Annotated in this window: 24 protein-coding genes; 4 read left to right on the top strand and 20 right to left on the bottom strand. The window is 62.0% G+C overall.

Annotation, left to right across the window (positions count from 1 at the left end; translation table 11 throughout):
- Window positions 1-168 precede the first annotated feature (168 nt).
- Both eccD and mycP read left to right on the top strand, forming a co-directional pair.
- On the top strand, window positions 169-1635 hold the full coding sequence (eccD, locus tag AC3WQS_RS06285) for a type VII secretion integral membrane protein EccD (protein WP_492712178.1): 1467 nt from the start codon (window positions 169-171) through the stop codon (window positions 1633-1635).
- 14 nt (window positions 1636-1649) lie between these two features.
- Window positions 1650-3062 (top strand): type VII secretion-associated serine protease mycosin, encoded by a 1413-nt coding sequence (gene mycP, locus AC3WQS_RS06280; protein WP_492712179.1) that lies wholly within the window; start codon window positions 1650-1652, stop codon window positions 3060-3062.
- A 14-nt stretch (window positions 3063-3076) separates the two neighbouring features.
- Here mycP and eccB read toward each other — a convergent pair whose 3' ends face one another.
- The gene (gene eccB / locus AC3WQS_RS06275) at window positions 3077-4543 is read right to left on the bottom strand and encodes a type VII secretion protein EccB (protein ID WP_492712180.1); all 1467 of its coding nucleotides are present in this window, start codon (window positions 4541-4543) and stop codon (window positions 3077-3079) included.
- Between the two features lie 97 nt (window positions 4544-4640).
- Between eccB and eccE the strand changes: the two genes are divergently transcribed.
- Window positions 4641-6281 (top strand): type VII secretion protein EccE, encoded by a 1641-nt coding sequence (gene eccE, locus AC3WQS_RS06270; protein WP_492712181.1) that lies wholly within the window; start codon window positions 4641-4643, stop codon window positions 6279-6281.
- Between the two features lie 16 nt (window positions 6282-6297).
- Here the strand turns inward: eccE and AC3WQS_RS06265 are convergent, their stop codons facing one another.
- Both AC3WQS_RS06265 and AC3WQS_RS06260 read right to left on the bottom strand, forming a co-directional pair.
- Window positions 6298-6855, bottom strand: coding sequence for an NADPH-dependent FMN reductase (locus tag AC3WQS_RS06265; protein WP_020906901.1), 558 nt, complete (start codon window positions 6853-6855; stop codon window positions 6298-6300).
- 22 nt (window positions 6856-6877) lie between these two features.
- The gene (locus AC3WQS_RS06260) at window positions 6878-7456 is read right to left on the bottom strand and encodes a TetR/AcrR family transcriptional regulator (protein ID WP_492712182.1); all 579 of its coding nucleotides are present in this window, start codon (window positions 7454-7456) and stop codon (window positions 6878-6880) included.
- A 57-nt stretch (window positions 7457-7513) separates the two neighbouring features.
- Here AC3WQS_RS06260 and AC3WQS_RS06255 point away from each other — a divergent pair, with 57 nt between their 5' ends.
- Window positions 7514-8656 carry an acyl-CoA dehydrogenase family protein gene (locus AC3WQS_RS06255; protein WP_172933403.1) on the top strand — a complete coding sequence of 381 codons (1143 nt, stop codon included), beginning with the start codon at window positions 7514-7516 and terminating at the stop codon, window positions 8654-8656.
- A 57-nt stretch (window positions 8657-8713) separates the two neighbouring features.
- Here the strand turns inward: AC3WQS_RS06255 and truA are convergent, their stop codons facing one another.
- The 17 genes from truA to rpsH form a co-directional block, all read right to left on the bottom strand.
- The gene (gene truA / locus AC3WQS_RS06250) at window positions 8714-9598 is read right to left on the bottom strand and encodes a tRNA pseudouridine(38-40) synthase TruA (protein ID WP_151531841.1); all 885 of its coding nucleotides are present in this window, start codon (window positions 9596-9598) and stop codon (window positions 8714-8716) included.
- 6 nt (window positions 9599-9604) lie between these two features.
- Entirely contained in the window at window positions 9605-10162 is a 558-nt protein-coding gene (rplQ, locus tag AC3WQS_RS06245) for a 50S ribosomal protein L17 (protein WP_020906897.1), read from the bottom strand.
- Between the two features lie 29 nt (window positions 10163-10191).
- Complete coding sequence (locus AC3WQS_RS06240; RefSeq protein ID WP_003941016.1) at window positions 10192-11253, bottom strand: DNA-directed RNA polymerase subunit alpha; 1062 nt, start codon at window positions 11251-11253, stop codon at window positions 10192-10194.
- A gap of 120 nt (window positions 11254-11373) precedes the next feature.
- Complete coding sequence (gene rpsD, locus AC3WQS_RS06235) at window positions 11374-11979, bottom strand: 30S ribosomal protein S4 (RefSeq protein WP_003940769.1); 606 nt, start codon at window positions 11977-11979, stop codon at window positions 11374-11376.
- A 22-nt stretch (window positions 11980-12001) separates the two neighbouring features.
- On the bottom strand, window positions 12002-12415 hold the full coding sequence (gene rpsK, locus AC3WQS_RS06230) for a 30S ribosomal protein S11 (RefSeq protein WP_003940683.1): 414 nt from the start codon (window positions 12413-12415) through the stop codon (window positions 12002-12004).
- Window positions 12415-12789: a 30S ribosomal protein S13 gene (rpsM, locus tag AC3WQS_RS06225; RefSeq protein ID WP_003940834.1), complete on the bottom strand. Its 375-nt coding sequence runs from the start codon at window positions 12787-12789 to the stop codon at window positions 12415-12417. The genes rpsK and rpsM overlap by 1 nt, the downstream gene beginning before the upstream one ends.
- A 250-nt stretch (window positions 12790-13039) precedes the next feature.
- Window positions 13040-13153: a 50S ribosomal protein L36 gene (rpmJ, locus tag AC3WQS_RS06220; protein ID WP_003938068.1), complete on the bottom strand. Its 114-nt coding sequence runs from the start codon at window positions 13151-13153 to the stop codon at window positions 13040-13042.
- A gap of 90 nt (window positions 13154-13243) precedes the next feature.
- On the bottom strand, window positions 13244-13465 hold the full coding sequence (infA, locus tag AC3WQS_RS06215) for a translation initiation factor IF-1 (protein ID WP_003418601.1): 222 nt from the start codon (window positions 13463-13465) through the stop codon (window positions 13244-13246).
- A gap of 313 nt (window positions 13466-13778) precedes the next feature.
- The gene (gene map / locus AC3WQS_RS06210; protein ID WP_003940806.1) at window positions 13779-14576 is read right to left on the bottom strand and encodes a type I methionyl aminopeptidase; all 798 of its coding nucleotides are present in this window, start codon (window positions 14574-14576) and stop codon (window positions 13779-13781) included.
- Window positions 14576-15121, bottom strand: a complete 546-nt coding sequence (locus AC3WQS_RS06205) for an adenylate kinase (protein WP_003940868.1) — start codon at window positions 15119-15121, stop codon at window positions 14576-14578. Before AC3WQS_RS06205 ends, map begins: the two co-directional genes overlap by 1 nt.
- Entirely contained in the window at window positions 15118-16437 is a 1320-nt protein-coding gene (secY, locus tag AC3WQS_RS06200) for a preprotein translocase subunit SecY (RefSeq protein ID WP_020906895.1), read from the bottom strand. Before secY ends, AC3WQS_RS06205 begins: the two co-directional genes overlap by 4 nt.
- Window positions 16438-16694: 257 nt before the next feature.
- Window positions 16695-17138 carry a 50S ribosomal protein L15 gene (gene rplO / locus AC3WQS_RS06195; RefSeq protein ID WP_019747555.1) on the bottom strand — a complete coding sequence of 148 codons (444 nt, stop codon included), beginning with the start codon at window positions 17136-17138 and terminating at the stop codon, window positions 16695-16697.
- A gap of 2 nt (window positions 17139-17140) precedes the next feature.
- Window positions 17141-17320: a 50S ribosomal protein L30 gene (gene rpmD, locus AC3WQS_RS06190; RefSeq protein ID WP_003940751.1), complete on the bottom strand. Its 180-nt coding sequence runs from the start codon at window positions 17318-17320 to the stop codon at window positions 17141-17143.
- Window positions 17320-17991: a 30S ribosomal protein S5 gene (rpsE, locus tag AC3WQS_RS06185; RefSeq protein ID WP_003940718.1), complete on the bottom strand. Its 672-nt coding sequence runs from the start codon at window positions 17989-17991 to the stop codon at window positions 17320-17322. Before rpsE ends, rpmD begins: the two co-directional genes overlap by 1 nt.
- A 31-nt stretch (window positions 17992-18022) precedes the next feature.
- The gene (gene rplR, locus AC3WQS_RS06180; RefSeq protein WP_003940996.1) at window positions 18023-18430 is read right to left on the bottom strand and encodes a 50S ribosomal protein L18; all 408 of its coding nucleotides are present in this window, start codon (window positions 18428-18430) and stop codon (window positions 18023-18025) included.
- Window position 18431: 1 nt separating this feature from the next.
- Complete coding sequence (gene rplF / locus AC3WQS_RS06175) at window positions 18432-18971, bottom strand: 50S ribosomal protein L6 (protein ID WP_003940970.1); 540 nt, start codon at window positions 18969-18971, stop codon at window positions 18432-18434.
- A gap of 14 nt (window positions 18972-18985) precedes the next feature.
- Window positions 18986-19384, bottom strand: coding sequence for a 30S ribosomal protein S8 (gene rpsH, locus AC3WQS_RS06170; RefSeq protein ID WP_003940873.1), 399 nt, complete (start codon window positions 19382-19384; stop codon window positions 18986-18988).
- Window positions 19385-19692 lie beyond the last annotated feature (308 nt).

Raw genomic sequence — 19692 nt, 5'->3', positions numbered from 1 at the left:
CAAGGCGTAGTCACGCAATTGCAAGAGAGTAGATCACAACACCGACACTCGGGTCGGTGCCACCTGTTGTCTGCGCTGTCGCCGACACAGGCGCACAGTTCATGTCGTATTGTTCGGGTGAACTGGGGTGACGTGACAGGGGAATCGCGTCATGGGAGGGGACAGATCTTGACCAGCACCACTGAAACCAGCGCTGCGCACACCGCAAACGGACGACGCGCGACCCATTCTGCCGAATTGTGCAGGTTGACGGTACTTTCAGCCCATTCGCAGGTGGATCTTGCGGTGCCGCTTCGTGTTCCACTCGCGGTGGTCATTCCGGGCATTGTGGACACAATTGTCAACCACAGCAATTTCAACGAGTTCGACCACAGCGCCGAACAATTCGAGCCCGTCGACTGGACTCTGTCGAAAGTCGGCAGGGCACCGCTGGCACCGACGCTGTCGCTGCACGAGCATGGAATCCGCGATGGGGAATTGCTCGTACTCGCGGCCGCGGACACCGCTGCCCCGCCCCCACTCTTCGACGACATCATGTACACCGTCGCGGCGACGGATGCAGACATCTACCGACGCTGGACTCCGATCACCGCGCGCATTGTCGGCTCGTCCGCTGCCCTCGTCGCTGCGCTCGTCGCGGCCCTCGCCCTGGTCCTCGGCGATACAGGTCTGATCGGCGCTGTCTGCGGTGGAGTGACGTCTTTGGTGCTCACCGTCGCCGCCGTCGTGGCAGCGCGGGTGTACGGAGACACTGCAAGCTCCATCACGCTCGGATGCACAGCGGTGCCACTGGCGTTCGTCTCCGGCGCCCTCTGCGTACCCGGCACTGTTCTTTCTGCTCATCTCCTTCTCGGTTCGGCATTCGCAGCCGCGGTGACTCTGATCTGCCTCCGCTTGTGCGGTGCCGGATTAGCCGTCTTCACCGCACTTCTCGTCGTCCTCCTTGCTGCGGTGGGCACCTTCGCCGTCGCGACGACGCTTCCCGAGGCGCGCACCGCAACCGTCAGCAGCGCGGTGATTGCCGCAGCATTGATCGTTCTCACGTTCACCGCTCGACTGTCGATGCTGTTCGCGCGATTACCGCTTCCCCCGGTTCCGACGCCGAGTAATCCCCTCGACGACGATCGCGACGGACTGCCCGAGCCCGAACTGCCCGGGCTGACCGAGTTGACTGAAAGGGCAGGGCGGACTCGTAGCTACCTGACCGGACTGATCGTGGCCACGTCAGTGGTCGCGCTCACTGCCGCAGTCACGCTCGCGTGGTCCTGGCCCGGTCAGGGAATCGTCTGGCCGAACCTTGCTCTCGCATTCGCGACGGCCGTCGTGCTGATGTTTCGCGGGCGCACCTACGCGGGCGCACATCAGGCGGCCCCACTCATCTCGGCAGGCATCTCGGTGGTTCTCGCTCTCCTGGGCGGCATGGCATGGACCCATCGCGACCATGCATTGGTCGTCTTCGCCATCACGATGACTGTTCTCCTCCTGTCACTGATTCTGGGAATCCTCGCCCCCCAGAACACATTCAGCCCCGTGATGCGACGCGCGGCCGAACTGTTGGACCTCGCTGCGATTGCAGCAATCGTTCCGCTGATCTGCTGGGTCAGTGGGCTCTTCGCGCTCATGCGCGGTCTCTGAGCGATCGGATCTCGATGGTGATTCGACGCGCGACGAACATCTGTGCCGCACTCGTGATCGTTGTCTTAACAGTCCTCGCCGGGGCGGGTGGCGCATCGAGTGCGGTTCCTTCCCCCATCGATCCTGCAATGCTGCCGGAGGACGGTCCACCCGCGCCTCCCCAACCCACCGAACAACGAACCCTGTGCGTCCCCGCCGTAGCGGGCGGTGACGGCGCGGATATTCCACGTTCTCAACAGGATCTCGGATTCGATTCGGTGTGGTCGATCACCCGAGGGTCGGGGCAGCGAATTGCGGTCATCGACACCGGCGTCAGCAGACATCCCCGGCTACCGGCCCTCGAAGGCGGCGGTGACTATGTCGGGACCTCCGACGGCACCGACGATTGTGACTCACACGGAACAGTCGTCGCCGGTCTCATCGCCGCCGAGCAGGTCGACGGTTCCGGATTTTCCGGAGCTGCGCCGGACGCACAGATCATCTCGATCAGGCAGTCCAGTGCCGCTTTCTCGGTGGCCGGCCAACGCGAAGGCCCTGCCGTAGCCGAGAATTCGTCTGGCTACGGAAACGTCGACACCATGGCACTGGCCGTACGTCACGCTGCTGACTTGGGTGCAAGCGTTATCAACATCTCCGAGGTCGCTTGCAAGCCTGCCGGGGACGGGATCAACGACCAACGACTGGGCGCTGCAATCGAATACGCCACGATCGCGAAGAACGCCGTAGTCGTCGCTGCTGCAGGGAACGTCGGATCCGGAGGTTGCAAGAACCAGAATCCACCGCCGGATCCCCTCGATCCACAAGCTGATCCATGGAACTCGGTTACGACGATTGCCAGTCCTGCCTGGTACGACGACTATGTCCTCACCGTCGGGTCGGTCGACCCCAATGGCACCGCCAGCTCCTTCAGCCTCGGCGGTCCATGGGTCGACGTTGCGGCGCCCGGCACCGGAATCATCTCACTTCACCCGACGTCGCCTGGTCTGACCAACGGAGTCTACGGCTCCGACGGCGCCGTACAGTCGTTCAACGGGACCAGTTTCGCTGCGCCCTATGTCGCGGCAACCGCCGCGCTGGTCCGGTCGGTTCACCCGGAACTGACTGCACTTCAGGTCATGCAACGTATCGAAGCCACCGCCCACGCTCCGGCGCAGGGTTGGAATCCCTACGTCGGTCACGGCGTCATCGATCCACTCGCCGCGGTAACGGGCGAATTGGCACCGGGGGAACGCGTCAAGGTCAATCATCAGTCGGTAACGATCGATCCCCTACCCACGCCGCCGACCCCCGACAACCGATCTCGCGACGCGGCACTCGTCGGAGCCGGAACGGTCGGAACCCTAGCCCTACTGACGCTGTTGGCGTCGATGCCCATTCGTCGAGCAATTCGTCGGAGACTTCCCGAACGACGGGACGTCGATCTCTGAACCGTCAACGGTGTTCAGTTCACCGGAGCGGCCGGCGTTGAATCGGGGGCGACTCCGTCGTGAGCTATCAGTGCATTGCTCTTCTCGAGCGCCGGACCTGATGCAAGTAGATCTAGTATCTGCCAAGGCGCGCGATCGGGCGTTCGCGTCAATCCGAGCGCGCGAGCGGAGGTTTCGTCCGGTACTCCGTATTTCACACCGGTATCCGCTACGTAGAACACTCCGTCGTGTCTGGTGCTGTTCGTCTCGATTCCGGTCGCTTGAACAAACCCACCGAAGCCCTGTTCGACGTGGACGCTGTCGAGATTGTCGCCCGATCCGTCCGCCTGCGCCAAGGACACCAACTTGCCACCCTCCGGGATCGGAACCTGCAATCCAGCGACGAGTTTCAATGTTGCAGAACTACTTTCGCCGCCGTCGACTGCAGGTGAGGGAGCCCATTCCAGACAGCCGACAGGTGCGTCGTGATCATCGACGATCTCCGGAACCACCTGCGGCAACGAGTCGGCGGCCAGCTCCCTCACCGAGGGGATACGACTGATGGCATCAGGGGTGACGCTCGCGATCCCGGTGGCGCCCTGCGAATCCGAGAAGTAGATCAGTTGGGCGAGCGCCGCACCGACCTTCTGGATACCGTTCTCGAGCACCACGTAGTACTGCAGGTCCGCGCCCACCGAAACCTGAACGACGGAGCCGACAGTCTTGTTCTGCAGCGGGAACCGGGGCGCTGATCCCAGTTCGCGGATTCGCGGGGCCTCGATGCGCGGAACTTCGGGGATCGAATTGAGAAATCCGGCACTGATCGGTCGCGCCTGTGCTCCTTCCAGCCCCAAAGCCCGCATGATCGCCGGATTGTCCACATCGATTTCCGCTCGCTTCCCGTCGTATACGAGAAAGTGATCGGAACCCGACTTCACCAGGAATGCACGGTCCCTCGTCAGATATGTCGTGTTTTCACCGACATTGGACGAGCCGACCAGGACCGAAGTCGTCAACGATTTTCTCCCGTCGGATCCGACGGAATCGCATACCGTCCACAAGGCGTTGCTCGGGTCGGCTGATTCCGGCAGCGCGGACGGTGCGCCGGGAATGCCGACGAGCGCGCCCCTCGGTTTCGCCTCGACCTCAGACGCCTTGACTATTGCCGGTTTTACTGGCGAACCCAGAATCAGTCGGGCGGAGGCCAAGTTCAGCACAGGGCGAAAAGTACCCTCCATGGCGACGAACATTGCGCCAGATTCCTTTGCAACAACGATTTCTGCATCGCCGATTTTATCCTGAGGTCGAAACAGAGCGAGTACCGCGCAACCCGCCAATCCCAGTGCAGCGAGGACTATTCCGACGGTGAAGGCGCGGGACTGTGACCGCATCGGATCGTGAAGCATCCGCACGTCTCGTCTGACCAGCGCATGTTCCATCCGCCTGACCAAGAATCGGTACCCGTTGACCTGCCAGCGCGTGGTAGGTGTTGCAGCCATCATTCCCCCCGTGCCTTACATCCCCTTGCGAAGACACAGTACAGTTTGGCTGGGGCGGAAATTTTCGGGTAGTTCGCAGGTCAGGTATCGGGGAGGAACCGTGGACCGATCGCGGTTGAAGCATTGGCCGTCGTCACACAGGATTTCGACGCACGAATTCGTGTCGGCACAGATTCTCGGAATCAGTGCAGGCGGAATCGCGATGGCCAGTGGGCTGGATTGGCTCTGGGCGCTGGCAATCGGTTGTGTGGTTGCCGGATCAATGCTCCTCCATGTGGGCGGTTGGTCGGTAATGTCCTGGATTGTCAAGTACTTTCGCTATTTGCGCCGCAAGGACGTCGACGGCAGCACGATCGTCAGTTTTCACACTCCCTCCGAACAGTCGATCGGGCTCCGCGTGGACGGATCTTCACTCGTCGCTGTCGTCGAGATCGCTCCCCCACGCGACTACCTGACCAGGATCGGGCGTCATTCATTCGACGCTTCCCCCCTTCTGCCCACAGCAGCCCTGGTCAATTGTCTGCATCAGCACGACATCTCACTCACCGGCATCGACATTGTCAGTCATGGATACCGCGCCGCATCAGGAACGCCGGCCACCGAAGTCTACGAACGTCTCATCGGGCCACTACCAGCCACCGCCACCAGAAGTGTTTGGCTTGCACTACGTTTCGACGCTTTGGAGGGTCGTGCAGCAGTCGAACGCCGAGGCGGGGGCGAACAGGGCGCGGGCCGCGCGATCGCTGTTGCCGCCAATCGTGTCATCCGGGTGCTCGATTCAGCGGGATGCAAGGCGCGGATCCTCACCGCACCGGAGATCGCGTCGTCCACTGCCCAGGTCACAAGAGGAGTCGCCAGCCACGAGGTCACCGAAACGTGGCGAAGTACCCCCTTGCCTGGTGTGTCCAACGTCGGATACGGAATCGAACCCCGTTTCATCACCAACTCGACCCTGACCCGAGTATGGGCAGTGGCAACGGTCGGGACGTCCGTGACAATTCGGTTGCGCCCCACGGGCGAACGCGGAGAGGCGAGGGTCAGTGCGACATGTCGCTTCACCACGCGCAATCCACCTGAGAACGCACCGCTGGCCGGTTTGGTCTCGCTACGTGGGCGCCAGCGCGACGGATTGCTGACCAACCTGCCAACCGCATTGGCCGCGCTGGACCGCATCACGCCGCACATTCGCATGGACGGGGGCACACTCGACTCACTCGCTCTACCTCTTGCCGGGTGCGGCCAGCTCATCGGCTCGGACCGAAACGGGCACGGTGTCGCGGCCAGAATTTCGGGGTCGGGCGTCAACACCGTTCTTGTCGCCGGCGAACTCTATCTGGCTCAGCAATTGATCTTTCGAGCCATCGCGACCGGCGCACTGGTACTCATCCACACCGATCGACCGGAAGCATGGACCGCGCTCACCGACTCCATGGGAGTGCCTGACCGACTCCGCGTGTCCGGGCAGGGTGGTGGGCTCGAGGGCGCTTTCAACACGGTCGTGTTCGACGGAGTCGAGGGGTTACCGCCGCGTGCCGGCGTGACCGCGATCTACGTGTACGGACATCCACGCCAATGGCCTCGGATCGACCCTGAAATATCGATAGTCCAGCCATTCGCACTCGGTGACAAGATCACAGTCGAAACCGGCCGCACGCGCGTCGAACTGACTCTGGTAACCATTGCTTCCGAGACCTCGTTCATCGGCCGTCCTCGAGCCGGCGACGCTCACCAGATGGCGTGATCGCGTATGTCCAAGTTCAGCCAGGATAGGGATCACTCGCACGCTGCATCCGCAATCCACTCCCCCACCAATGCAATTCACGAATCATCTTCTCGCTGGCATCGATCGCGATCGAATCGACGCCGTACGGCTCGTGTCCGAATTGCTTGCGTACCCGGTGAATGGTCACGCTTTGACGCACCGAGACCATGTGCAGCTCCGCAACTACCTGCCTCAGTTGTTCGACGGCCCGAACACCACCTGAAATCCCGCCGTAGGACACGAATCCGATCGGCTTGGCACGCCACTCGTGTTTCACGGAATCGAATGCGGTCTTGAGGGCAGCCGGGTACCCGTGGTTGTATTCGGAGGTCACAGCAACAACAGCGTCGGCTCGTCCGATTCGCTGGCGGAAAACCTCCGTGGCAGGTGAATCCGAGAAATCCTGGGGCAACGACAGCTCTCTGAGGTCGATCACCGATACGTTCCACGACGGGTTCGCGGTTGCGCGCTCGACAAACCAATCCGCCACTGCTCGTCCTATTCGCCCCTCGCGGACCGAACCTACGATGACTTCGACCTTCAAAGGTGCCATGAACGTCGATGCTAGCGACTCGTCACGCAGTGATCCCGTCCGTGATGAGTGCGGCCAGTTCCCGATACGCGCTGGCATCGTCCAACCCGGTAGCCCGATAGACCGCGCGTTGCTGGATCCGAACCATTGTCGCTGCGGCCGCGTCAGCGACAAATGACGCGTGTACCCGCCGGAATGCGCCCGAATCCACTCCCTCGACGATGAGCGCTCGCACACGATCCGCGGCGATCGACGTGTTCTTCTCGTAAACCTGACTCGCCGACACCGATTCAGCCAGGTCTTCCATGAATTGACGGGACGCCGCGGTCAGTTGATCACCGACTGCTTCGAGATACACCGCGACTCGACGAGTCGGTGCCGCTTCGGCAGCGACGGCACTCTCCACCGCATCGGCCGCCGCACGGAAGAAGTGCACCGTCACAGCCCGCACCAGATCCTCTTTGCCGGCCGCCACGGTGTACAAGGTGCTCTTGGAGCAGTGCAGACGAGCTGAGATCTCGTCGAGCGTGAGGTGGGCGAAACCCTCGCTCAAGAACAGTTCGACCAATTGATCGAACAACTCTGCCCTGCGCGCAGTCGTCTTGTGAACCAGCCTTGCCATACGCAAGACAGTACTGCAGTATCGTTCTCAGTACTACTACCTAGCTAGGAGCCGACCGTGCCCGTCGAACGCCTGATGCCCAGCCAAGAAGCTCGCGATCTCATCGAACTGACGCGTGATGTCGCGGACAAGGTACTCGCGCCCAAGGTCAACGAATACGAGAAGGCCGAGAAGTATCCCGAAGGCGTGTTCCCCGCACTCGGACAGGCAGGCCTGCTGAGCCTTCCGTATCCCGAGGAATTCGGTGGCGGCGATCAGCCGTACGAGGTGTACCTCCAAGTCCTCGAAGAGATCGCCTCGCGCTGGGCAGCGGTTGCAGTGGCGGTGAGCGTACACAGCCTCTCGTGCTTCCCACTGTTCACCTTCGGCACCGACGAACAGAAGACCCGCTGGCTGCCGGACATGCTGGGCGGCAACACCATCGGCGCGTACAGTCTTTCCGAAGCGCAGGCCGGATCCGACGCCGCCGCATTGTCGTGCAAGGCGACGGCCACCGACGGTGGCTACCGCATCAACGGCTCGAAGGCCTGGATCACCAACGGCGGCAAGGCAGACTTCTACAACCTCTTCGCCCGCACCAGTGACGACGGCTCTCGCGGCATCTCCTGCCTCCTGGTGGACAAGGACACCGAAGGCCTCAGCTTCGGCAAGCCCGAGGAGAAGATGGGACTGCGCGCGGTCCCCACTGCATCCGCGAATTACGACGACGCCTTCGTCCCTGACGAGCGGTTGATCGGTCAGCGCGGCCAGGGATTGCCGATCGCCTTCAGCGCGCTCGACTCCGGCCGACTCGGAATCGCTGCTGTTGCCGTCGGAATCGCTCAGGGCGCGCTCGACGACGCGGTCGCCTACGCGAAGGAGCGCAAGGCATTCGGCAAGCGGATCATCGATCACCAGGGCCTCGGATTCGTGCTCGCGGACATGGCGGCCGCAGTTGACTCCGCTCGAGCCACATACCTCGATGCAGCCCGCCGCCGCGACGCCGGAGTTCCGTACTCGCGCAACGCCAGCGTCGCCAAACTCGTTGCCACCGACGCAGCAATGAAGGTCACCACCGACGCCGTTCAAGTGTTCGGCGGGTACGGCTACACCCAGGACTTCCCCGTCGAGCGCTACATGCGCGAGGCCAAGATCACGCAGATCTTCGAGGGCACCAATCAGATTCAGCGTCTGGTCATCGCGCGTCAACTGGCGGGATAGTCGTCTACATGAAATGCCCTCCCACGCAGAGTGGGAGGGCATTTTGTATCAAGGCGGTCAGTCCCCGCAGCACCCGCCCGAAGACGGAATCTCGCGGGTTTCACGGGTAATCGCGTTGCGGGCAGCCAGTTCCGAGTAGTCGGGGTAGTCCACGCGAACCAACGAAAGTCCGTGCGCCGGCGCAACGAGGATCGAACTCGACCGCGACGTTTCGTCGAGCAAACCTGCCACCCAGTCGGCGGTGCGGCGTCCCTCACCGACCGAGAGGACTGCCCCGACAAGACTCCGGACCATCGACCAGCAGAACGCATCGGCATTCACGTACGCCGTGAACACCGTGCCCTCCTGCGCCCAGTCGAAGCGTTGCAGCTCCCGCACCGTCGTAGCGCCTTCTCGACGCTTGCAGAATGCCGCGAAGTTGTGCAGGCCCAGAAGCCGATTCGACGCTTCTTGCATCGCTGCGAGATCGAGTGGTTTGGGGTACGACACCGTATCGCGCGCGCGTAGGGGTTCCACTCCGAATGCCGCGTTGGTCACCCGATACTCGTAGTAGCGTCGCATCGCCGAGAAGCGCGCATCGAAGTCACCCGGAACCACCGAGATCTGTTTGACCCGAACGTCCTTGGGCAGGAAGCGTGCAAGTCTGCGCACGAGTCGCGACGGATCGTCGGGGAGCAACTCGCTCGGGACGTCGACGTGCGCTACCTGCCCCGTGGCGTGAACGCCGGCGTCCGTGCGACCGGCAACAGTCAGCTGAACCGGTTGCCGTAGTACCGTTCCCAACTTGTCTTCGATCTCACCGCACACGGTGCGCAGATCGGTTTGACGGGCCCAGCCCGAGAAGTCGGTGCCGTCGTAGGAGATGTCCAGCCGCAATCGAACGAGCCCGCCGTCCCCGATGGGGGCGGCGGGCTCGTTCGATTCAGCGTGTGCCGAAACCAAGGGAGACTAGTCCTTCTTGGCCTCTTCGGCCTCGGGAGCGTCGGCCGCAGTTGCGGTCTCGTCCTCGATGGCCTCGACGACTGCGTCAGCGTTCTCGACCTCAGCCTCGGTCGCGTCGGCCTCTACGGCCTCGACGACGTTCTCTGCGGCGGGAGCTTCCTGCGAGGACTTGACGCGACGAGCGCGGTCAGCCTCGGAGGTGACGGTCTTTTCCTTGACGAGCTCGATGATTGCCATCGGAGCGTTGTCGCCCTTGCGGGGGATCGTCTTGATGATGCGGGTGTATCCACCGTTACGGTCCGCGTAGAACGGGCCGATCTCGGCGAACAGGGTGTGAACGACATCCTTGTTGCGGATGACCTTCAGCACCTCACGACGGTGAGCCAGCGTGCCGGCCTTCGCGTGCGTGACGAGCTTCTCGGCGTAGGGGCGCAGTGCCTTGGCCTTGGACTCGGTGGTGGTGATGCGACCGTGCTCGAAGAGCGCGGTAGCCAGATTGGCGAAAATCGCCTTCTGGTGGGAAGCCGACCCGCCGAAGCGGGCACCCTTCTTGGGCTTGGGCATGATGATCTCCTAGTAAAGGACCTGAGCTGCTACAGCTGTTCGGTCTCGGCGTAGTCCTCGGTACCTTCGGCATCGCCGAAGGAACCGGCATCAGTGTCACTCCACGTTCCGGTGGCGGCGTCGTAGCCGGCAACGGTGGTGGGATCGAAGGATGCGGGGCTGTCCTTGAGGGACAGGCCGAGCGAATGCAGCTTGACCTTGACCTCGTCGATGGACTTCTGTCCGAAGTTGCGGATGTCGAGCAGATCGGACTCGGTACGGCCGACAAGCTCACCGACGGTGTGAACACCTTCGCGCTTGAGGCAGTTGTAGGAGCGGACCGTGAGGTCCAGATCCTCGATGGGGAGTCCGAAGGAAGCGATGTGATCGGCCTCGGCGGGCGAGGGTCCGATCTCGATTCCTTCTGCTTCGACGTTCAGCTCACGGGCCAGGCCGAAGAGCTCAACCAGGGTCTTGCCCGCCGAAGCGAGCGCGTCCCGTGCGGTGATGGAGTTCTTCGTTTCCACGTCGAGAACGAGCCGATCGAAGTCGGTGCGCTGTTCGACGCGAGTGGCCTCCACCTTGTAGGTGACCTTGAGCACCGGCGAATAGATCGAGTCGACCGGGATACGGCCGATCTCTGCGCCGGACGCCTTGTTCTGGACGGCGGGGACGTAGCCACGACCGCGCTCGACAACGAGCTCGATCTCCAGCTTTCCCTTGTCGTTCAGGGTGGCGATGTGCAGATCAGGGTTGTTCACGGTGACGCCTGCCGGGGGCACGATGTCGCCTGCAGTAACAGCGCCGGGGCCCTGCTTGCGGACGTACATGGTGACCGGCTCGTCCTCTTCGGAGTTCACGACGAGGCCCTTGAGGTTCAGGATGATGTCGGTGACATCTTCCTTCACTCCCGGGACGGTGGTGAACTCGTGGAGAACGCCGTCGATACGGATGCTGGTGACAGCAGCGCCGGGGATCGACGAGAGCAGCGTGCGGCGCAGCGAATTGCCGAGCGTGTACCCGAAACCTGGCTCCAGGGGCTCGATGACGAACTTCGAGCGGTTATCAGCGATGACCTCTTCGGTCAGCGTGGGTCGCTGAGAAATGAGCATTGGTATTTCCTCCTGTACGGACGTCCACTATTTGACGCCCACGATGGGAAAGGGCCTGCGGCCCTGTGAGTGGTTGAGGAGTCCGGAGACTCCTCAACCACTCACGGGGTGCGAAGCGCCTTACTTCGAGTAGTACTCGACGATGAGCTGTTCCTGCAGAGCGATGTCGATCTGCGCGCGCTCGGGAAGCTGGTGAACCAGGATCCGCAGACGCGAGCCGACAACCTGCAGCCACCCGGGAACCGGGCGATCGCCGACGGTCTCACGCGCAACCTGGAACGGAAGCGTGGAGAGCGACTTCTCCTTGACATCGATGATGTCGTACTGCGAGACGCGGTAGCTCGGGATGTCGACCTTCTTGTTGTTCACGAGAAGGTGACCGTGCGTGACCAGCTGACGTGCCTGACGGCGCGTGCGAGCGAGGCCTGCGCGGTACACGACGTTGTCGAGACGCGACTCGAGGATGCGAAGCAGGTTCTCGCCGGTCTTGCCGGGGCGGTTGTTCGCCTCCTTGTAGTACAGGCGGAACTGCTTCTCCATGACGCCGTAGGTGAAGCGAGCCTTCTGCTTCTCCTGCAGCTGGAGCAGGTACTCGCTCTCCTTGATACGCGCGCGGCCGTGCTGTCCGGGCGGGTACGGGCGACGCTCGAATGCCTGGTCGCCTCCAACGAGGTCGACGCGCAGACGACGCGACTTGCGGGTGATGGGTCCGGTATAACGTGCCATTTTCTTCTACCTATCCTTCCCGCTATACCCGACGCCGCTTGGGCGGACGGCAGCCGTTGTGCGGCTGGGGGGTTACATCGGAAATGGTGCCGACCTCGAGGCCAGCAGCCTGGAGGGAACGGATTGCGGTCTCGCGACCGGATCCCGGTCCCTTGACGAAGACGTCAACCTTCTTGACACCGTGCTCCTGCGCCTTACGGGCAGCGCTCTCAGCAGCAAGCTGAGCGGCGAAGGGAGTCGACTTACGCGAACCCTTGAAGCCGACGTGTCCCGAAGACGCCCAGGAAATGACATTTCCGGCGGGGTCCGTGATGGACACGATGGTGTTGTTGAAGGTGCTCTTGATGTGAGCGGCGCCGTGCGGGATGTTCTTCTTATCCCTGCGACGCGTCTTCTGGGTCTTCTTCGGACCGGTGCTACGTGACTTCGGGGGCATTACTTCGCCTTCTTCTTGCCGGCAATGGTGCGCTTCGGACCCTTACGGGTACGGGCGTTGGTCTTGGTGCGCTGACCACGCACGGGCAGACCACGACGGTGGCGCAGGCCCTGGTAGCAGCCGATCTCGATCTTGCGACGGATGTCGGCCTGAACCTCGCGGCGAAGGTCACCCTCGACCTTGAGCGACTCCTCGATGTACTCGCGGAGCTTTGCCAGGTCCTCGTCCGAGAGGTCCTTGCTCCGGAGATCCGGGCTGACGCCGGTGGCGTCAAGGATTTCCTTGGAGCGGGTACGGCCGATGCCGTAGATGTATGTCAGTGCGATCTCCATGCGCTTTTCGCGAGGAAGATCAACACCAGAGAGACGTGCCATGGTGGCATTTCCTTATCGGTGTGCGGAGGTCTGCTCCCAGCCCTTCCCCTGTGCCTCTTGCCGAGTACCGACGCCCGAAGGCGCAGATGATCTCATCAACTAACTCAGTGGGGCCCCGGCCTCCGTGCCGGGGGTGAACCATTGTCCGACCTTGGCGATCGGTGAACGATCGCGTGGGGTCTCGTCAACAATGGCTGGTACTGGGAGGTCTTCTTTGCTTGTTGCCAAGCAGATCTTCGAAAAGCTAGATCTAGCCCTGACGCTGCTTGTGACGCAGGTTCTCGCAGATCACCATGACTCGACCGTTACGGCGAATCACTTTGCACTTCTCGCAGATCTTCTTGACGCTCGGCTGAACCTTCACGTCTTCTGATCTCCTGTTTTGTCGCAGCCCGCCGCGATGAACCGCGGCAGACATACTTCTCCCTGACCCAGGTCAGGTCCGGGAAGTTCGTTACTTGTAGCGGTAAACGATGCGTCCGCGCGACAAATCGTAGGGCGAGAGCTCCACGACAACGCGATCTTCCGGGAGGATGCGAATGTAGTGCTGACGCATCTTTCCGCTGATGTGGGCGAGGACCTTGTGGCCATTCTCGAGCTCAATGCGGAACATCGCATTGGGCAGCGGCTCGACTACTCGTCCTTCGACCTCGATGGCCCCGTCTTTCTTAGCCATATCCTCCGCGATCCGTTTGGTTTGGCATGCTTCGTGCATCGGCTTCCGTTACATTGGCACGCGATGGAAAGATCGTCGGCACTTCGGGGGCCCGATCCCGGAGCGATCCGGGCGTAGGCACACGAACTATCGACGCGCATAGCGCACCGCCTAGCCATGTTACGCGATGTAAACGACCAGGCCAAATGCGCCTCCGGTCAGGGTGACGACGCACACCGCTCCCCCATCGAAAAAGTCCCAGCCTCGACATGAGGCTGGGACTTCTCGAACGTGAATCATGCTCGCTGCCAACACTTGTCAGCAACGGCGTCAACTACTCCGGCCGGAGTGTCAGAATCCGCGGACCGTCCTCGGTCACAGCGACAGTGTGTTCCCAGTGCGCCGCACGGGACCCGTCGGTCGTCACAACAGTCCAGTCGTCGTCGAGAATCACCGTGTCGGTGGTGCCGAGCGTGAGCATCGGCTCGATCGCGAGGCACGATCCGACAACCAGTTCAGGACCCTTACCCGGGGCACCTTCATTGGCGAGGAACGGATCCATGTGCATTTCCCGACCGATTCCGTGTCCACCGTATCCGTCGACGATGCCGTAGGAACGACCGTGCAACTTCTCGGCGGCATGAGTACCGACCTCGATCGCGTGCGAAACATCCGTCAGACGGTTACCGGCGATCATCGCCGCGATCCCGGCTTCCATCGAAAGCCGAGTGGCTTCGCTGAGTTCCTGATCGGCGACGCTGATCTCACCGACACCGAACGTCCAGGCAGAGTCACCGTGCCAACCGTCGAGGATCGCGCCACAGTCGATGGAAACGAGGTCGCCTTCAGCCAGGATGTCCTGAGCTGAAGGGATCCCGTGAACGACGCGATCGTTGACCGAAGAGCAGATCGAACCGGTGAAGCCGTGGTACCCGAGGAACGAGGGCACGGCGCCGGCGTCACGAATGACCGATTCTGCGACCGCGTTCAATTCCAAAGTGCTGACACCGGGCTTTGCCGCAGCACGCACCGCCACCAGCGCCGAACCCACGATCGCACCGGCGGCAGCCATCGCGTCGAGTTCGCCCGCGGAGCGGAACGGAACAACCTTGCGTTTACGCCCGAAGACCATTACTTACCCAACGCTGCCAGTGCGCGTGCGTTGACCTCTTCGACCTCGCCGATCGCGTCGACGGAGACGATGCTGTCCTTGTAGTAATCGAACAGCGGTGACGTCTCGTCGCGGTAGACCCGGAGTCGGTTGCGAATGACGTCCTCGGTGTCGTCTGCGCGACCGCGGGCGAGCATGCGCTCGACCACGATGTCCTCGTCGACGACAAAAGAGAGGACACCGTCGAGCTTGGTGTCGAGATCCTTCAAGATTCCCTCGAGTGCCTGAGCCTGTTCGACCGAGCGCGGAAATCCGTCGAGAAGGAAACCGTTTGCTGCGTCCGGTTCTGCGACGCGAGCCTTCACCATGTCGTTGGTGATCGAACTCGGTACGAGTTCGCCGGCGTCGATGTACTTCTTTGCTTCCACACCGAGAGCGGTGGCCTGACCGATGTTCGCGCGGAAGAGATCACCCGTGGAGATATGGGGAACGCCGAACTTCTCGGACAAGATAGCGGCCTGGGTGCCCTTGCCGGCACCGGGAGGACCAAGGAGGACAAGTCTCACTTGAGGAACCCTTCATAGTTACGCTGCATTAGCTGACTCTCGATCTGCTTCACGGTGTCCAGGCCGACGCTGACCATGATCAGCACCGCGGTGCCACCGAACGGCAGGTTCTGCGCGCCGCCGCCATTCCCGATGTCGAGGAACAGGTTGGGCAGAACAGCAATGGTGCCGAGGTAAATCGCACCCGGAAGGGTGATGCGACTCAGCACGTAGTTGAGGTAGTCCGCGGTCGGCTGACCTGGTCGGATACCGGGGATGAAGCCGCCGAACTTCTTCATCTCGTCGGCGCGCTCTTCGGGATTGAAGGTGATGGCGACGTAGAAGTACGTGAAGAAGACGATCAGGCCGAAGTAGATCGCGATGTACACCGGGTTGGCCGGGTTCACCAGGTAGGTGTTGATGAGGCGCTGCCACCAACTGGGGTCGACCGCTGTACTGGCCGAAGTCAGCTGTGCGATCAAGTTCGGGAGGTACAGCAGTGAAGACGCGAAGATCACCGGGATGACGCCGGCCTGGTTCACCTTCAGAGGCAGGTACGTCGAGGATCCGCCGTACATCTTGCGTCCGACCATCCGCTTTGCGTACTGAACCGGGATCCGGCGCTGACCCTGCTCGACGAAGACGACACCGGCGATGATCAACAGCGCTGCGAGGCAGACGAAGGCGAAGACCAGCGGACCGCGGCTGTCGAGAATCGACTTGCCCTCGCTCGGGATACGCGATGCGATACCGGCGAAGATGAGGAGCGACATACCGTTGCCGACGCCGCGTTCGGTGATGACCTCGCCGAACCACATGACCATGGCAGCACCGGCAGTCATGACCAGCACGATGATGGCAAGACCGAAGATCGACTTGTCGGCGATGATGTCGTCACAGCCCTGGAGCAACTGTCCGCGTGCCGCAAGAGCGACGATGCCGGTCGACTGCAAGATTGCCAGAGCGATGGACAGGTAACGCGTGTACTGCGTCATCTTGGCCTGACCGGACTGGCCTTCTTTTCGAAGTTCCTCGAACTTCGGGATCACCACGGTCAGCAGCTGCACGATGATGCTTGCCGTGATGTACGGCATGATGCCGATCGCAAAGATCGACATCTGCAGCAGAGCGCCACCAGAGAACAGGTTGATCAGCGAGTAGATACCTGCTGAGTCACCGGAGTTGGCGATATCGATGCACTGACGCACGCGGCCGTAGTCGACACCTGGGGACGGAATAAGAGCGCCGACCCGATACAGAGCCACCAAGCCGAGGGTGAAGAGGATCTTCCGCCTCAGGTCTGGGGTCCTGAGGGCCGAGACGAAGGCGGAAAGCAAAGATCCTCCTGGCACGACGGTAGGGAGACAGATCGTTTGACCTGTCGAACTTTTGAACTCTAACAGTGAGCATTTGGGAACTAAGCGGGCAGACCACGAAAACCGGGTAAGCCGAAGATACATTTGCCACTCGGTGACCAGAATACTGGCCCATCCGAGGCATGCACGACCAATCTGTGACAAGACCTGGTAGACGCCGATGGCCGCAGCGCAGCAAACGCTGCGCTGCGGCCATCGGACTAGCTACGCGTGATTACTCACAGCTCGGTGGCGGAACCACCGGCAGCAGCAATCTTTTCCTTGGCGGAACCGGTGAACTTGTCGACGGTCACCTGAACGGCAACTGTCAGTTCGCCGTCGCCCAGAACCTTGACGAGCTGGTTCTTGCGAACTGCGCCCTTGGCAACGAGATCCTCGACCGTGATTGCTCCACCTTCGGGGAACAGACGGGCGATGTCGCCGACATTGACGACCTGGTACTCGGTGCGGAACGGGTTCGTGAAGCCCTTGAGCTTGGGCAGACGCATGTGAAGCGGCATCTGTCCACCCTCGAAGCCCACGCGCACGGTGTTACGTGCCTTGGTGCCCTTGGTACCGCGACCTGCGGTCTTACCACGCTTGCCGCCCTCACCGCGTCCAACACGAATCTTGTTGGACTTGGATCCCGGAGCGGGGCGCAGGTGGTGCAGTTTGATGGTCATGGTTAGACCTCCTCAACTGTTACGAGGTGGCGCACCACGTTGATCAGACCGCGGTTCTGTGCGTTGTCCTCACGAACAACGGTCTGACGGATGCCCTTGAGACCGAGCGTGCGCAGAGAATCCTTCTGGTTCTGCTTGGTCCCGATGATGCTCTTGATCTGAGTGACCTTGAGATCTGCCATTACTTCACACTCCCAGCAGCCTGTGCGCGAGCGCGAAGCATGCCGGCGGGTGCAACCTCTTCGAGGGTGAGGCCGCGGCGAGCCGCAACTTCCTCGGGACGCTGCAGACCCTTGAGCGCAGCAACGGTCGCATGCACGACGTTGATGGCGTTGTCGCTACCGAGCGACTTCGACAGGATGTCCGCGATACCAGCGCACTCCAGCACGGCGCGCACAGCGCCACCGGCGATAACACCGGTACCGGGGCTTGCCGGGCGAAGCATGACGATGCCGGCAGCAGCCTCACCCTGAACGGGGTGAGTGATGGTGTTGGCGATCATCGGGACGCGGAAGAAGCTCTTGCGAGCCTCCTCGACACCCTTCTGGATGGCCGCGGGAACTTCCTTGGCCTTTCCGTAGCCGACGCCGACCAGTCCGTTGCCGTCTCCGACGATCACCAGAGCGGTGAAGCTGAAGCGACGACCACCCTTGACGACCTTGGAAACGCGGTTGATCGTGACAACGCGCTCGATGAACTGTGACTTCTCCGCAGCGTTTCCGCCACGGCCACCGTCGCGACGGTCACGGCCGCCACCACGGTTGTCCCCACGAGCGTTGCTGTTGTCACCGCTGTTGGGGCCATTCTGTCCGGCGGGTCCGCTTCCGCCGTCACGCCTTTGACGTCCCGGCATCAGGCTGTCCTTCCGTTGAAAATGTTGGTCATCAGAACTTCAACCCGCCTTCGCGAGCCGCGTCTGCCAGGGCCGCGATGCGACCGTGGTAGCCGTGTCCGCCGTGGTCGAAGACAACTGCTTCCACGCCGGCAGCCTTGGCGCGCTCGGCGATCAGCTGACCGACCTTCGCGCTCGCAGCCTTCTTGTCGCCTTCTGCCACGCGCACGTCTGCTTCGATGGTCGACGCGGAGGCCAGGGTGTGGCCGGCCAGGTCGTCCACGAGCTGGACGTGGATGTGGCGCGAGGACCGGTTGACGACCAAGCGGGGACGCTCGGGCGTGCCGGAGACCTTCTTGCGGAGACGGAAGTGACGACGCGTCTTCGAGAGACGACGCTTGGTGGACGCATCCTTGCCCAGCGGAATCCGCTTGGCTTTCTGGTTTGCAGTCTGGCTCATATCACTTACCCGTCTTTCCGACCTTGCGGCGGATCTGCTCACCCTCGTAACGCACGCCCTTACCCTTGTACGGGTCCGGACGACGGAGACGACGGATGTTGGCCGAGATCTGCCCGACCTTCTGCTTGTCGATGCCGGACACCGAGAACCGGGTGGGCGACTCGACGACGAAGGTGATGCCTTCAGGAGCCTCGATCGGCACCGGGTGGCTGAAGCCGAGCGCGAACTCGAGGTCCTTGCCCTTCAGTGCCACACGGTAACCAACACCGTGGATCTCCATCTTCTTCGTGTAACCCTCGGTGACACCGGTGATGATGTTCGCAACCAGGGTCCGCGACAGACCGTGCAGCGCGCGGCTACGACGCTCGTCGTCGGGGCGCGTGACGCTCAGCGAGCCGTCCTCTGCCTTTTCGATTGCGATGGGCTCGGAGATGGTCAGCGCGAGGGTGCCCTTGGGACCCTTGACGGTGACATCCTGGCCGCTGATCGTGACGTCAACGCCCGCGGGGACGGTGACCGGAATCTTTCCAATACGCGACATTGTGGTGGCCTCCCTTACCAGACGTAGGCGAGGACTTCCCCGCCTACTCCTTGATTGGCCGCCTGGCGATCGGTGAGCAGACCGGACGACGTGGAGATGATGGCCACGCCGAGGCCTCCGAGGACCTTGGGCAGGTTGGTGGACTTCGCGTAAACCCGGAGACCGGGCTTGGAAACGCGACGCACGCCGGCGAGGCTACGCTCGCGGCTGGGACCGTACTTCAGATCGACGATGAGGGTCTTGCCGACCTCTGCGTCTTCGGTACGGAAATCGGAGATGTAGCCCTCGCGCTTGAGGATCTCGGCGATGTTCGCCTTGATCTTCGAGTGGGGAAGCTTCACCTCATCGTGGTACGCCGTGTTGGCGTTGCGCAGACGCGTCAAGAAGTCTGCGATGGGGTCAGTCATGGTCATAGGTCGACCTCGACACCTTTCTCGCTGTGGTTCCCATGCAACACCGGACGAATCCGATCGTGGGCCTCCAGCAATTCGGCTGGGCCGTCCGACTTGTGTCAGACGGCGTAAGTTACCGCACCGAGCTGAACGCATGCGTCAGCCACGGCAACCGCTCTAGTGTAGGGAACTTTGGCGCAGGTGTCCACCGGGATGCCACGTCAGCTCCCCCACCGCCACCCGAAGGTCGCCGATCGGGAAGGTATCGACGCACCCCGAAATCTGAACTGTTCGTTCGGGACCGAAGAACGACATCGACGAACGATGAC

The sequence above is a fragment of the Rhodococcus sp. FW305-130 genome (genome assembly GCF_058788335.1).
This window is presented reverse-complemented; position numbering and strand designations above follow the sequence as displayed.